At 50.7% G+C, this 15099-nt stretch carries 8 protein-coding genes; 4 read left to right on the top strand and 4 right to left on the bottom strand.

The genetic code is table 11. The features are described 5' to 3' along the window. Positions 1 to 140: 140 nt before the first annotated feature. The gene (locus tag ACEN42_RS32925; protein ID WP_371882856.1) at positions 141 to 1919 is read right to left on the bottom strand and encodes an ATP-dependent endonuclease; all 1779 of its coding nucleotides are present in this window, start codon (positions 1917 to 1919) and stop codon (positions 141 to 143) included. A 522-nt stretch (positions 1920 to 2441) separates the two neighbouring features. On the opposite strand from ACEN42_RS32925, the gene ACEN42_RS32920 reads away from it, so the two are divergent. Together ACEN42_RS32920 and ACEN42_RS32915 are read left to right on the top strand one after the other, a co-directional pair. Beyond that, positions 2442 to 4553, top strand: a complete 2112-nt coding sequence (locus tag ACEN42_RS32920; protein ID WP_371882855.1) for a hypothetical protein — start codon at positions 2442 to 2444, stop codon at positions 4551 to 4553. A 423-nt stretch (positions 4554 to 4976) separates the two neighbouring features. Further along, the gene (locus ACEN42_RS32915; RefSeq protein WP_371882854.1) at positions 4977 to 5591 is read left to right on the top strand and encodes a tyrosine-type recombinase/integrase; all 615 of its coding nucleotides are present in this window, start codon (positions 4977 to 4979) and stop codon (positions 5589 to 5591) included. Positions 5592 to 5811: 220 nt separating this feature from the next. On the opposite strand, the gene ACEN42_RS32910 is transcribed toward ACEN42_RS32915, so the two are convergent. The 3 genes from ACEN42_RS32910 to ACEN42_RS32900 form a co-directional block, all read right to left on the bottom strand. Next, positions 5812 to 6645, bottom strand: a complete 834-nt coding sequence (locus ACEN42_RS32910) for an alpha/beta hydrolase (RefSeq protein WP_371882853.1) — start codon at positions 6643 to 6645, stop codon at positions 5812 to 5814. A gap of 1266 nt (positions 6646 to 7911) precedes the next feature. After that, a complete protein-coding gene (locus ACEN42_RS32905) occupies positions 7912 to 10794 on the bottom strand; it encodes a trypsin-like serine protease (RefSeq protein WP_371882852.1) in 2883 nt (960 codons plus the stop codon). Next, a complete protein-coding gene (locus ACEN42_RS32900; protein WP_371882851.1) occupies positions 10791 to 12281 on the bottom strand; it encodes a hypothetical protein in 1491 nt (496 codons plus the stop codon). Before ACEN42_RS32900 ends, ACEN42_RS32905 begins: the two co-directional genes overlap by 4 nt. A gap of 1437 nt (positions 12282 to 13718) precedes the next feature. Here ACEN42_RS32900 and ACEN42_RS32895 point away from each other — a divergent pair. Together ACEN42_RS32895 and ACEN42_RS32890 are read left to right on the top strand one after the other, a co-directional pair. Further along, the gene (locus tag ACEN42_RS32895; RefSeq protein ID WP_371882850.1) at positions 13719 to 13883 is read left to right on the top strand and encodes a hypothetical protein; all 165 of its coding nucleotides are present in this window, start codon (positions 13719 to 13721) and stop codon (positions 13881 to 13883) included. 60 nt (positions 13884 to 13943) lie between these two features. Next, entirely contained in the window at positions 13944 to 14801 is an 858-nt protein-coding gene (locus tag ACEN42_RS32890; RefSeq protein WP_371882849.1) for a hypothetical protein, read from the top strand. Positions 14802 to 15099: the final 298 nt, after the last annotated feature.

The following is a 15099-nucleotide window of genomic DNA, read 5'->3' as shown; positions in this document are numbered from 1 at the left end:
AACTCGCACGAACAAACGGGAAATATCTGTCAGAGCCTTCAGAACGCTCCCTTTCTCCAAGAGCGCCTCGGTGACATGCTCTCGGTTCGGGTCGTGTCACGCGTGTGTATCTCGCCGGGCTGTTTAGAAGCGACGTCAGGTTAGGCGACCTTTAGTTGGCGAAACGCATCGATGCCTCTGAGCAGCTGAATCAGGTCGTTCGGCAACTCGTCGTGACGGCAAGCTTCGATGATCTTGGCATCTGTGACGGACACCCCGAAAGTGTTTTGAACATACTCCCGGAAGCGTCGTAACAGCTCCTTCCCCGGCGCAATTTTCAAGCGTTCCTCTGGAACTTTCCAGCGGGCACGGAAGACGGTTGCCGCCTCCTTCATCCTCGTCGACGTATCTTTGGGTCCAGATCGATGGAACTCAAGGTATTTGCTAACATACTGATCTTGCGCATCATCTTTTAGTTCGTCTGAAATTCTCAGCAGTGTTTGAACGACCGGCTCCGTCAAATCGCTTACTTCTGCTCCTTTAGATCTCCGCTCGGCAATACCCTTTGTGACTACGCGGTCGAGAGCCTCCGGTATTAGGAGATAATTCTCAATCTCCTTTCGCTCATGCACATGTGCAAATTTCAGCGCCGTTCGGAGTTTGACTTGCACATCCTCGATTTGCGCGTTGCAGTAATAGTCGCGGTCATAGATTGCCGCAATGAGCAAATCAGTGCCGAGCGTCTGCGATACGCCTTGCGCTAGCGCTGAGATTCTCGACCAAGATCCGAAGCCTCCCGAAGGCATCGCCGCCAAGCCGACTCCTGCTGCTAGATCGTTTAATCCAAGGCGTTTCGCGAAGCGCCGCATTAGTGAGAAGTCGTGCTCACCTTCGACGAATACAACTCGACGATTGCGCGCTAACGCCGCCAGTGAAATATTCTGTTGAGACCCGAGCTGCGTCATCGCTCTCTGTACGCCGTCGATGTCTTTTATCCGTTCTGAACTGTATTTTGTCTTGTCGATTAGAATGATTTCCGTTGGGTCGGCTTCAGCAATGATTTCTGTAGAATGAGTTGCAATAATAACGTCCGGACCTACACCTCGAAGTACTTCCAACAGTCGGCGCTGCACATCTGGATGAAGATAGACTTCTGGCTCATCCACGACAATTAATGAAGTATCTGTTGCCCGATGGACGTTTGTAAGCAGTTGGCACCATATCTGGAACCCGAAGCCAACCCAGTATAATTCCCGATCGATTCGTCCCTCGCGCACGAACATTGTTAGTTCACGATTAAGCGCGAGCGTTGGGGGATGGACAATCATATCTGGCCACGTCGATTCGAGCAGTTCGGCGAACTGTTGGAAATTGTCAGGGAAATGGTACCAATAACTCCTGAAGTGGCGCGATGCTCGGTGCGTTGCCAACGCAGATGAAACTGTCTCCTTTTCGCGTAATATCTCACGGTGTTCGACCGGGCCAAGCACCGGCACGACCGCCAGTTCAAGAGGAAAGTTCGCCTTGAAGGCAGCAGGTGTTCTGACAGCAGCATCCCGTGCCTCAGCTACTAATACGCAGCTCTTCTCGTCGAAGTGCAGATGGAGTTGATTACCATTGCTTAGCCGAAAACTAACACGCGATTCACCCTCCTCGTAATTTGTACGTACATTCTCGAGTGAAATAGGCAATTGACTTTCACTGATTAAGTAACCATAGGTCTGCACGTCCCCAACGGTCAGTAGTTGAGGAGACCGAGTGCGAGCTGTGCGTAACGCGACAGCCAAACTACGAAAGGCGCCAATAATTGTAGACTTACCTGAATTATTGGCGCCTGTGAAAACATTAATATGATCGAGTGACACGCTGTAGCGACGAAATCCCTTGTAGTGGGAAAACGTTATGCTCGTTACTCGTGCAGAATTAGATTGTTTGGCCATCCCGCATGTAACCTCTTCAGTTTATTATGTCGCGACATTATAGGATAGACGCCGCAGGGAGTGGTGAGACTCTCGATTGCGTAGGACGGTGCGCGCCCTGCATTGAACGGTAGGCCTCTGCTTCGGGAGAGCAGCCAGCTTTCCACATCGTGAGTATTCTTACTTCCAAGCCGAGCAAGTACAAACAGGCCACTATTCCCGCCGGATTGAGGGATAATTGATGGCGGCAGCCGACTATCACGAGCGATAAAAGTGCGGGGTTTGATTGATGCAATGCTGCGCGCTCCCGAGACCACCGGGGAACAGACCTTGCCGGTCTGCGGGGGACCAGGTAAGGCGAAGACCGTGCGAGCCTAGACGATCGACTCGTGAGACACCATCGACGACGGCCGCAGTAACATTGAGCCAATCGCGCGCACTCAATGGCTCAGAAGACAGTGAAAAAAGGAACTCGCGTTGGTGTAGCCTACAAATTGCCTTCATTGTACCATTCTAACCTTAGTACCATTTCCTGGCGTAGACATGACTCTTGATATTCGCGGCGGACTGAAGAATACCGCAATCAACAACAGCGACTACGTGGTGTTCGAAGAGCTGCTTTCTAACGCAATAGATTCGTATCTAATTCGTCGAAACGGGGAAAACGGCTCGCCAGTCTTTTTCGTTAAGTTTCACACAACGATCATTGACGCGAGTCTCTTCGGCGATCGCTTCGAAGTTGAAATCTCGTGCACAGATAACGGTGCGGGATTCGGAGATGATCAAGTGAAAGCCTTCATAACAAAGGACTCAACTTACAAGGATCAGCTTCAAATCCAGGGGATTGGAAAGTGCAAAGGCGCCGGGCGAATCCAATATTTCCACCATTTCGATAGATTTTCCGTCGACAGCGTATGCAGGCAAGGTGATTCGTTTCTTCGCAGGAGTCTGATCGTCGACACAAGCACGCGAGAAATTTCAAAAGAATCATTTATTGAGACGCCTCTGCAGTCTGGCGAACTGTTTACGACGATCAAATTGAGCCACCGCCGCAGTGAGTATGGCAATTCGGAGAACCGAGCAGAGCACGCGAGCGCACCAGAATCGTTCCTGTGTAGTGCCGTCGCGGCTCATTTGTATACTTCCTTTCTTCAACGCCTGATCGTTCTGAAGGGACTGATTGGAGATTTTGCAATTCAGGTCGAGTCGACTCGCGGCGTCGAGACTGACAGCGAAACCATTCGTGGGATCGATTTACCGTCGCCGACCGACACCAAGACGATTCCTTTAACTTGCATGCACGGCAAGGATTGTAGACTTGGCCCGCAATTGAAAGTCAGCCGCTACTCATTCTCTGAAGCTGATTTTTCCAATTTCCAGCACGAAGTCGCTTTATGTGCAAATTCTGCAATCGTTCAACGGCTTACCCGAAGATACTTGAAATCGGCAACGGATAGACGGAAGCCAATTGACGGTAGGTTCGAACTCATCTTGGTGGAAAGCGATCTTCTCGAAGATACAGTCAATCAGCAGCGTGACGGATTTGATGTACCGTCCGAATGTGGAGAAAGCGAAAGTCTCGACGGGAAATTTTCATTGGAAGATGTGATTAATTCATTAGAAGACTACGTCTACAGCATAATTACTCCCAAAGATTTTGATAGGGACGAATTGGTCCGCGCAACAGAACGTAAATTCGGCATCACGCAGCAAATGCTTGAAGGCACGAATGTCAAAATCCATTACAGCGACACTGAGGAAAATATTGCTCGCCGCGTCCTGAAAAAGCTCCAGGAGGATATCGTTGGCGATACGTCCAATCTCTTCAAGGTGAAAGAGGAACTCTTAAAGCTCGACCCACGAACGGATGACTTCCGCGCTAAAGTTAATGAACTGTCCTGGAAATACACCAGCACCATTAAAAAGATGGATATGACAAACCTGTCTCAGCTGGTCGTCCGGCGCACGGCGATGATTGAAGTGCTTCGGCATGCCGTTAATAAGCTTCTCGTCTGCCAGCAGCAAGAGAAAGGAAAGCGGAACGAACATGAGCGCATTATCCATAACGTCTTTTTTCCGACCGGTAAAGACAGCGCTGACACGAAAGACCACGATATCTGGCTATTGAACGAAGAATATCAGTACTTTGAGCACATCGCGTCGGATAAGCCACTTAGTTCGTTGAAATGGCTGGACGGTCAGACTCTATTCGATGCTGATATTGATAAAAGTCTAGAGGCTCTATTTGCAGAGAATAATCAGGAACATGCGGCGAAGCGACCTGACATAGCTCTCTTCAACCAAGAAGGCGCAGCTATCATCATCGAGTTCAAGGCACCGGACGTGGAGATTCAAGATCATATTAATGACTTGGCTCAGTACGCTCGCTTGTTGGCTGCGAAATCTAGTGGGAAGATAAAGAAATTCTACGGCTATCTCATTGGGGATAAATTGAATCACTCGCGTATGCCTACGGGATGGACTAGATTCGCGAGCACCAAAGGATACTTTCATACTGGCGCGCTTGAGGACCCTGAAACCGGCTTCCGATATGGCGAGTTGTATTCGGAATTGCTGTTCTATAACCAGTTTATCGATCGCGCCGAACTGCGCCTCGGCATCTACAAGGATAAGTTGAAGGTACGGCTCGACTGACTAAAGCGAGTGATGCCCTGTCTCGGTCATCGGAGTATTTGCTCCAGCAACTTCAAACTAGGCTATTACTTTAGCTAAAACGAAAAATGCCGCCCAGGCCGCCAGCCGGTGCGATCCAGGTGGGTGTTCGATTCTGCTTCGAACGAAGCATCTTGGAAAGGGCGGTAGTACGTCGCAACCGGCCACTGATGGCTCGCCGCGACGAACGGCAGTGTGGGTCGATTTCGCCTGACCGTCGGGAGGAGACTGCTGTTCAAGATGACCGCGATATTAACGGCCGGTGCCGAGAGTTGAACAGCCGTTCCGCCCGCGATCAACGAGCGTCCGCTAAGGCCGACTTGGGCAAGGTGAACCAACGGACCTTCACGACGAAAAAGATGAAGGAAGACAATGTAACTCCCATCAACTCAATGGGAGTCTGTCATGGGAAGCAATCTAAGCCGTGAGCCCTGGAACAAAGGCAAGTTGGTCGGTCAGAAGCCGCCGCTGAAGCCGAAAGACGTCTGGGCAATCCGGATTCACCTCCAAAACAGGCACGCGGTTCGGGACTTAGCGCTGTTCAATCTTGCGATCGACAGCAAACTGCGTGGCTGCGACCTCGTCAACCTACATGTGCGCGACGTAACCCACGGCAATCAAATACTGCCGCGTGCGATGATAATGCAGCGCAAGACCAAGCGGCCAGTGCAATTCGAGGTCACCGAGCCCGCTCGGGTTGCGGTCGCTGCATGGATCGAAAAGGCTAAGCTGCGGTCCGACGAATACCTGTTCCCAAGCCGCTTTTCCGGTTCGCCGCATATCTCAACGCGGCAATACGCCCGGAAGGTACATCAATGGGTCGCCGCAGTCGGCCTGGATCCGACCGCCTACGGCGCGCATTCGATGCGACGGACAAAGGCGACATTGATCTACAAGCGAACGAAGAACCTGAGAGCGGTTCAACTTCTGCTTGGGCATAGCAAACTCGAAAGCACGGTTCGATACCTCGGTATAGAGGTCGACGATGCGCTTGAGATCTCCGAGCAAACTGAGATCTAGAGGTCCTGCGGCCGTGCGACAGGCTGTTGGTCGCTGCGGCCGCCTCGCGCTTTTAGCGCACCGCTCCTCTCGGCCAACTGCCGCCATTCGCAATTCCAACCGCAGGGCCACTCGAGAGTCTGCTCTACTCGGCCCCATCGGTCTTTGACTGTCTAAACCTGGGACAATGACCCGCGTCGACTTTGTGAGATAAATTGTCGATTTCGTCTCAAGACTTAAGTCAGCGAAGCGAACCGCGTCCCTCTTCAAACTTGATCGAGAAAAAAAGCACCTGATACCTAATCGCGTTTCGCCAATAGGCCCACGTGTGTCCACCGGGGCGTTCGGTGTAATCGTGTGGGACGTTCAAAACGAGCAAGCGTTGGTGAAGTGTCCTGTTCGAGCCGACAAAAAAGTCGTCTACACCGCAGTCGATCGTCAAATTGATTCCATTTTCGGCAAAACGATCCGCGTTATTGATGATTGCCTTTTCATTCCAGAAGTTCGCGTTCGCAAGGTGATCCCCAAACGTTCCTTCAAGCCCCCAATTCTCCCAGAAGCTTCGTGGGTCGACGGCACCGCTTATACTACCGGCCGAACCAAATGTTGATGCATTATTGATCGCGATGTTAAGTGCTCCAAAGCCTCCCATGCTGAGACCGGTGATCGCTCGGCCGCCTTTCGAAGTTACCGTTCGGTAGTGTGAATCAATATAGGATACAACCTCCTTGCCGATGTAGGTTTCAAATTTGCTTTTCGCGATTACGGGACTATCGATGTACCAGCTGTTATAACCGCCATCTGGCATTACGAGAATAAGGCCATACTCGTCGGCAAGCCTGCCTATATCAGTGTTCGCCGTCCAGTCCATATCGTTCCCACTCCAGCCATGAAGGACATATATCGTGGAGTAAGAACCGCTGGTTGTAGCGTACACATCGGGTAATACGATTGTGGCGAGCGGACTCGTGTCCATGGCCGCGCTCGGCAACGAAACTCGTTGAACGGTATATGCCCAAGATGCACCTCCACACCAAGTTGAAAACAGGACAAGCCACGTCATACCCTTGTTCATCCCGTCTCCCTAGGCGGAGCAATCTAAATATCTTAACGGCATCGGACGAAGGGGGAAATGGTCAAAAGCAGTAGACTATTGGTGGTATCATATGTAAATTCAAATCGCCCCCATCGCTACAATGCACGGTAGTCGAATCTGCGTGGAATCGCAGGTTCTTCTTGCATGGAGCGCGTCCGAGGCGCTGGCTAGATCTTCATGTTCGGGTGGCACAGTGCCGCGCAGAGGATTGCGCGGAAGCAACCGAGTCGGTCCGCGATCCCGACGGCTTTGATACTTTCGATCCCGAAGTCGATAGATAAGGCCGACGCTTCTGCGCGCATTCATCACGTTGCTGATAGTTGGCTTCCTTTTTGCCGGGAAGGCGGCTCAAGAGGCGGCAATTGGAATTTGCCTTTAAACTCTGCCATGAAAGCTGCCGTCGCGTTGTGAAACGACTGAGACACAGTTGTTAGGCGCGCCAGCACTGCTCTAACGGAGCCCCATTGTGGCTCGCATAGGTTTTGCTGCTGGCGCTTTTTTCAGGGACCCTGGGCTTCCTAGAAACGTAAGCCTCTCCGTTCTAAGAATCTCCTAGCGGATTGTTTATCTTTTCCTATACTTAGTAACTATCGGTCGCATGAACTTGCTGGGATCCGATTACGTTTCGAATGCAAAACTTTACTGATAAGGGGAGGCGGCTATGAGAGGGACCGTTGCGCTTTTTGTTTTTCTGTTTTCGTTGCAAAGCTTTGCGCAGACACCGGGTCCAACACCGCACTCCGGTGGTAGCTCCTCTGGAGGTTCTTCAAGTAGCTCTTCGAGCGGAAGTTCTTCAAGTGGTTCGTCGAGCGGAGGCACTGGCAGTTCTTCCGGTGGATCTGGCAATACCGGTGTACAGTAATTGAAGCCTGAAGCGATAGCTACCCGTTCCGGCTCAGGGGCCTTCACAACTGATTTGACTAGCCATCTCCAATGAATCTTTTTAGTTTGAGTGACATTTCTGGGGCGCTACACTGAGCATAAAAGCCGGTCGAACGCCCCAGAAAACGCTTTGGCGTGTGCGTCGTTCTCTATTGGGGTTCGTGGCGATGTAACTTGAAGTTTTCGCGATGGTCAAGTTTCAGAGCGGCCGATACGCGGAAGCATTAGTTGAAAGAAAATTTGGCGCAATCGATGCTCGCGCTCTAGGCTAACAATTGGCCAAACAGCGTCTCGCTGACACTCACTGGTCACCTCGATTTAGGCGCCGATCATTATTCGCGTTCTCTTCCTATGTGTGAAGCGCTATTGCGTAATTGAAGCGGCCTTCTGCAGCTGGTCCGTCGATGCAGGAATTACTGGATACATTTGCGCCCAGCTAATCGGATTGTGATAAGACCAGTCGGCATCTCCTCCTTTAAGGGGAATGCGTACGTACATGATTATAACTACCGAACCTTTCAAAGGCGGATCCGGTAGATGAGCATCAGTCTGTTTCAAAGTTGTTCTTAAACTGGCAACACGGGTATGGTCCCATAAATAAATGTAGTTTTTATCACGACACCATTCGCGATGAGTGAGTGTCACTGGTGGATTGCTCCCATCCTGCGCGGGTGGCTTCTCCACCCACTGATCTCCTTCTCGCACGTATTCTCCTTCTGGAAAGCGTCCATATGTGGGGTGGTAGTAGACGGACGGTGTATCGTCTATCGCTCTGCTGTTAGCGAACTCGTCTATCGCCGTAACTTGCTTTCGGATAATGAACAGGCCTTGCCATTGCGAGCTGTGGCTACTGTTTACCCTTCCTTCAGCCACACAGCCCGATATCGGAATTTCAATATCAAGTCCCGCGTTGGCTCCCCCTAATTTTACTGCCATCCAATCGAGAGGATGCTGAAATAAAGCGGGATTACTCGTTAGTAAGATTTTTCCATCTCTCCTATCGTTACTTTCGACGAATGTGTAAGCGATTTCTTGAGCCTCATCAGCCTCAGCCTTTGGCATCTGATAGTAGTAGTGCCATGTATTATTAAATATCCAAAATGCCTTGTGTTCGAATCGGCCTGAAGGCGTTTCAAAAACTTCGGACTGTCCAATAGGAGGATATAGAAGAAACGAGAGCGAGACCCCGGCCCCAATTATGAGCGCAACTGCGATCGTTAATCTTGCCACGCGCATGCGCCCGACGGCTGACTCAGAGGCCTTTAGCAGTGCTTTTTCCTTTTCCGTTCGGCGGCGCATAGCCTCTAATCCTGACTTAACGATTTTTAAGTTCGTGGCATCAAGAACACCTTCTCGCGGGTGGGTCTCGTCCCAGCTCGACACCCGGCTTTCAAGAATCCTTTGAGCGCGTTGTCCGGGTGCGTTCGAAAGTCGATGCTTCGCCGCAACTGCAGGTGCGAGCGTGTCGTGAGCAAGACGCGTTACTAGTTCATTCGACGAGTTATTGCCGTCTGCATTCTCGCGTCGAGCGCTAAATAATAGTGAATGTGAAATCAACGAATTCGTGAGTAATATAGACTGGCCATCGGTGCCAGTAGCCGACAGTCGGGGGTAATCACGCAAAAGGTCTGCCTGACCAATTTCCTTTGCCGTACCCAACTCCGTGGTGTGTTGGACTAAGATGTTGAGAATCAATCCCGACTCTATTTCGCTTTTGCGTGTTTCAGCAAGAAGGTCTAATTGCTCGCTCAGAAAATGGTCAAGATCGAGCCGACTTCTCATTCGACTGACATACAGATCAGTTGTAAGCCTTTTATCGGCATCATCGGAATTTTTAACTTGCTCCCAAAGCCGCGTCATGATGATGCTTAATATAGGGGCTATCGGGGAGTTGGGGTCTCTGAGCAGATCCCCCGCAATTTGGTCGGGAAGGCCCGGGTCGACTGTCACACCGTAGAATTCGCGTAGACGCTTAGTTCGTGATACTCCGCGCACGACCTCTATCACGTCCTCTCTCGACATTCGTTCAATAAAGGATTCACCGTATGAGACGTCCGCTTCCTCAAGGCGGCGGCGGATCGGCGCCAGCCACTCGCTTCTAAAGCTGAGAACTATCCGAGTGGACGGATGGGATTCTGTGAAAGAGAACAGCTTGCCAGCAAGTTCGCTGAGCTCTTGGTCGCCATTCACTCTCGGATCGGTATAGACTTCCTCGATCTGATCCAGCAGAAAAATAGCCGGTTTTTGTCGCCTACTCTTTTCGTCTTCAATGCACTTCTGAAGATTCTCAAACGTTTGAACAAGCGTCTGCGTCAGGTTGCGACGAGCAACTGTGATGCAATAATCATTCATTAGGCGAGGAAGTACGGCTGAAGCAAGTAGTGAAGATTTTCCCACACCGGACGCGCCATAAACGAGGATGATCTTAGGCGCATTAAGGCCCGAGATTTTCGCGAAGAGTTCCCTAATCTTCTTTGAGCGGCCGAAATACACTTCACAGTGTTCGGCGCCATACCAGTGAAGATATTGAAAAGGTTTTGAAGGAAGTTTCTGCCGCGGAAGTCCAGGCAGACCACGCAATGGGTCTACTATGTAGAGGAATCGGGAAGTCCGCTTGATGAAACTATCGGCGGTCAATGGGCAGGCATAAATAACGCCGAAAAGCACGCCACTTTCATTTACTGTGCTGACGAGGTTCGCACGTATTATCCCAACAGCCGCTCCGTCTACGATGCACGGGGCACCGGAAAGTCCATTGAGCGCAGCGCCCTTATCTGCCGCCGCGTTTTCAGAGTAGAGCTGGAAAGCGAGGGAGTCCTGGAATCTTGCGCAAGCATCCTGTATGCGGCCTTCTAGCATGATGTGGTGCCCCGCGATCTTTCCAGCTCGGGGGAATCCCCACGTCTTGAAGAATATACGCCCGCCGTCATTTATCTCATCCGATTGAAGTTCTCCCATTGGAATAGGACGTATACCGGGGATGGGCGAAGTCAAAGACAACATAGCCCAGTCGTCGACAGCGTCGTAACACTCCTCGACCAGGGTAGCTTCTTGCGCGTAGTGACTCAGTTCAAAGGAGGCTTTAGGGAATAGGACCGGTTTGCCGCCTTTCAGCGTTTCACCTCGATTTCCGATTACGTGAAAGGCGGTAAGAATAAGACGATCCGACACTAGAAACGCGGTGCCTCTAGCTTCAGTTCCGTCTTGGCGACTGACTATGAGACGCCCGATAGCATCAGATATCACGAGATGCGCTCCTCTCCCGAATACTCAAAAAGACCTGCTTCGATGAGATGTCCGGCCTCGTCAAGTGCAACACGGGCATACGTAGGGCGGAATCGCAGGTATTGTTTGAGTCTTGATGTCCGCATGTCTTCGACAAAAATGCGAACGTTGTTCAGAAACTCCGTTTGTTTATTTTCTCGATCTTCTGCATCCCAGATACCGGTCAAAATTTTAGGCAGCGAAATCAAGTCGGCCCACGTACCGGTGTTGATGTATCTTCCAACCTCGAATGTAATATCCTTCGCGAGATGAGTGTGTCCGAAGATGACCAATTCGAAATTAGATTTCAATAGTCTTTTCGCTGCGGTCACGTATTGTTCAGATTCCGCGTTTGTGTCGAACGAAAAATCACCTTTTGCTGCCTGCAATACGTGAGATAAAGTTTGCAGTCTTTCCTCGAGCCCCTGAAATGGGCTAACAGTTAGAAGCTTGATTTTTGACCATAATACATTTGATCCAACATCAGAAATGTCGACGTCGACGTCGAAGTCGGGCACGCCGGCAGCACCTGAATAAAGGGCTTCTACGTCTTCAGACGAAAGTCGTTTTCGCAGAATTTGCTGAACAAGTTGCTCACCATCGAAAGCCAGTTCGCCATGATCGGAGATATCAGCAGCGAACGACGGGAGTCCATTCTTTCCGATGCGGTGTTTCCTAGACCTGCACAACAGTCCCGCGATTTCGATCACATGGCGCCGGTATTCCGGCGCCAGTGCGAGCAAAATTGGAACAGCGGCCTCACCTTCTGGTTTGAGAAGATCGATGAAAGGGTAGCGCTCTTTAATTAAATTCATTACTCCGGCGACAAGGTAACTTCCTGCGGGAGCTTCGAAAATTTGTTCAATGTCAGGCGTGTTTTCATTTCGAGACTGGATCGAACGCTCTCTCCTCAGAAAATCATGACTTACGACATTCCACTCATCGTAACGATTGCCATGCTCAATTAAAACATTTCCCGCGGCGTACGCTTCGCCGTCGTATATAAACTGAAAGTCCTTTCCATCCGCATCGAGTGAGGTGATCAAAAGTCGCCGCACGGACGGATATGACAATTCGATGTCGTGATTACCTAGTAAGAGGGTGAGCCTATGGCCGGCCCCCAAAAAATTCCTAAGCGAATCAAATAGATTTTGATCTCTATCGATCATCCGTGCTAGCGTCTTTGCGGCGTCTACAGGCTTATTAAACAGAGGGGACCATTTTGTACCAGTTTCTGGGTCTTCTTGATCGACTCCCCGCTCTTCGGCTAAGAAGTCCAGAAAATCTCCGTTTACAACAAGTTCGATTTTTTCGGTAGTCTTCGATCTTCCCATTATCAGGGCTCGAACAAAGCTTGCTAGAACATCAACGTGGGTGCAAAGGCGAAATCCACGCCCGGTAGGATCGCTCGGCACAGAATAAGCGCCGCCAATATGAAGGTCGGAGATGACAAACAGGATTTTTTTCACTCCGCCTCCATAGCATTGTTCATTGTAAGAGATCGAATGGACCTAACCTCTTTTTGTTCGCTGACACAGACGCGCCTATTTGGTCGACCATACCGAAATATTTACTCTTGCAGACAACGTCCTCATGGCTTACCCGACGGTGGGGGAGTAGGTCCTGGATCCGGGGCCGCTATGACAATTGAGCTCTCACATAACATTGATATCACAGCAACGAGAATTAATAATAGCTTTTTCATTTCACATTTCCTCGATAATAAGGTCGAATGTTCGTTCAATTTTAGACGCCTATCGCTAGGCGTCTAACAAAGAATAGTCTGTGGCCGACTCGCGTAAATCGGCAAACAGAGGTGAGTGTGGGATAAGTAACACTCGATGTTTTTCGCAGACTTGGATTGTTTTGCTGGTTCATTGATCGAAATTATGTATGCAAATAACGAAAGAGATCGTTCAAAACGTGTCACCTATAAAGTGCGAGGGTCGCACCTCGCATGAGCCTCCTATTCACGCGCGGTATAGTGCAGCTACCACGCAAAAGCCTGGTCCGTCTGCCACGGATGTGCAAGATTCTCGCGCAGCGCGCGAAACGGTCAGCGATCCGCAAGATCCGGAAAGCGAAGGGACGTTGTATGCGCGTGTTCAGATGAACTTCGACGAGCACATCTTGCGAGATAATTTGATAGGTTATCGATGTCCTTTGGCCGTCGCGCGCAGGGAGCTGCCATTGAGGCGGGGGCGAGTTGACTGTTGGCCTCGGATCGGGTGTAGGGCAGCTTGGGCACGGTCGGTGCAGATGAACAACGCTCGAACTGCGATTTTCGGCAGCCGGCTGTGAAAAGACATTAGTCGATATCGCGGACCCGACATGCAGGCGCCAGCTCCGCTCAGTTTCCGGTCGCTGGCGTACTGGGCTTGCCTACGATGCCCATTGCATTACTCAGATCTGACGAGCACGCTTGATGAAAGGCCAAATCTAGCGGAGGCGCTTGATTAAGGGGTAGGGGCACGGTTCGCGCCGCGCGGCAAAATGTGATATCACGCGAACCGAATTGTTAAGGCCCGACCCGCTTTCAGTGAACCGCTCGACATACCCAGTACGGCTCCCCTTTTTCGTTCGCGGCCGACTTGCTGTTCAGGGCATTGATCGCCCCCGAATATGTTCGGATTGTTCTCCACCCGTAATCTGCAATTAGTTGGATAAATTAAGGTCGCGCCACGCCACGTCACGCCGCGCCACGCCACGCGTAGCAACGTCGCTTGCCGAATTCCGCACGCGCCTATCGATGTATCAACGACAGCAGTACGTAATCTTGGACGCCGGCGACGCTGACAAAGAAGTTTCTCTCGCTAAATCGACCTTGCGTACCTATCGATTTCTCATACCATCAAGATAGACCGCAAGGAAACATCTTAGCGAACCGTTTGTCGTGGGAGAGCGCCATGACGATTTCACCTTCGAAAGTTCCTGGGATTGTTCCAAAAAAACAAGGGGAAAATGAAATGCCCGAGGTCGCGCCGACAGAGCAGGAATCTGACCGACACAAGTTGGCTCTTGCGTGCAAGGTGGGAAATTTCAAATTTTTTCGACAAACAATGCTGTTATGAGATTTGTATGCTTTTGTACTTTTCAACGGCGTTGAAATCCGTCCAGAAGTCAAAGCGCGAATGCATATCGCATCGTTGAAGAATGTGAGATTCTCTTGGTGGGGCTCGTTGCCGACTGCGGGCCAGTGGCAAGAAGTGGAAACCGCGCTTGAGGACCTCTTTTCACTTTTAAATGACGCAGAGCGGCGCAGATTTCTATTGAGTCAATTTCCATGGTGGTTGCCAGTTGCCGCAGTTCTTTCGCTTGTATTCGTGATATTAAGTCTTGTAGCAGTAGTTTTTTTTGAAGGACTTGGGCTGGACTCGCTTTTTGGTTTCATACCCTATGTAATATGGCTGGTGTCAATGGGAGCTCTAGGAGCAATTGCTTTTGTTTCGATGAATCTGTTATCTGTTCAGGAAGATGTGACCTTCGACTTGACAAGCGGTCGCATGCTCGTTGTTCGAATTATCATCGGTGCGCTCTTCGGGCTCGTGTTATCGTTGCCCTTCTCGTGGCAGGTGTTCTGGGATTTCGGGGATAATATCGCGACTTCAAGTCACAACGATCAGCGTTCCCTTTCTTCTAATGAACGATTTCCATTCTTTGTGCCAGCCCCATCCACTAAACCCGTTTCACCCCCTACATCGGTTTCCTCCACCACGTCTGCTTCATCCGACGCGTCCGGCAAACAGCGAAGCGAATGGGAGCAAGCTGCACGGCTCCTGCTTCCATTTCTGTTAGGGTTTAGCACCACACTAGTTATCTTGCTTCTAAATCGTTTGATCTCGGGCGTCGGAGCTATCCTTGGTGCCAATCAACTGCTTCCGAATTCGGGTTTGCAAGAGCAGAGGCGCTCAGTGCCAGAGTCACCACGTAAGAAGACTAACTCCTTCCGTAAACTTTCCCACAGACCCAAGGGCACAGGAACGAACTAAGCGTTAGCCGGCTAGCGCTGATGAGTGCCCGCACACAATTCTGTCACGAGGAGTCGTTCACAGTGCATCCGTCGAATAAACTGTTGCCGCCAACGAGCGCCGTGAAATCGCAGGCGATCGCGCTTTTCGCGCATTACACTGACACAGTGTCTGTACGGTGCCTCCACGAGCGGCTAGGTTTTTCCTCGGTTCACGGGAATATCGGGCATACGGATAAAAACGGAGTCGGGAACCAGGTTTAATTCCGAAGCCAAATTGCCACCGCCATCGCCACCGGATTTCTTCCCGTCCGCATTGT

It is taken from the genome of Caballeronia sp. S22 (assembly GCF_964261745.1).
Lineage (GTDB): Bacteria > Pseudomonadota > Gammaproteobacteria > Burkholderiales > Burkholderiaceae > Caballeronia > Caballeronia jiangsuensis.
This window is presented reverse-complemented; position numbering and strand designations above follow the sequence as displayed.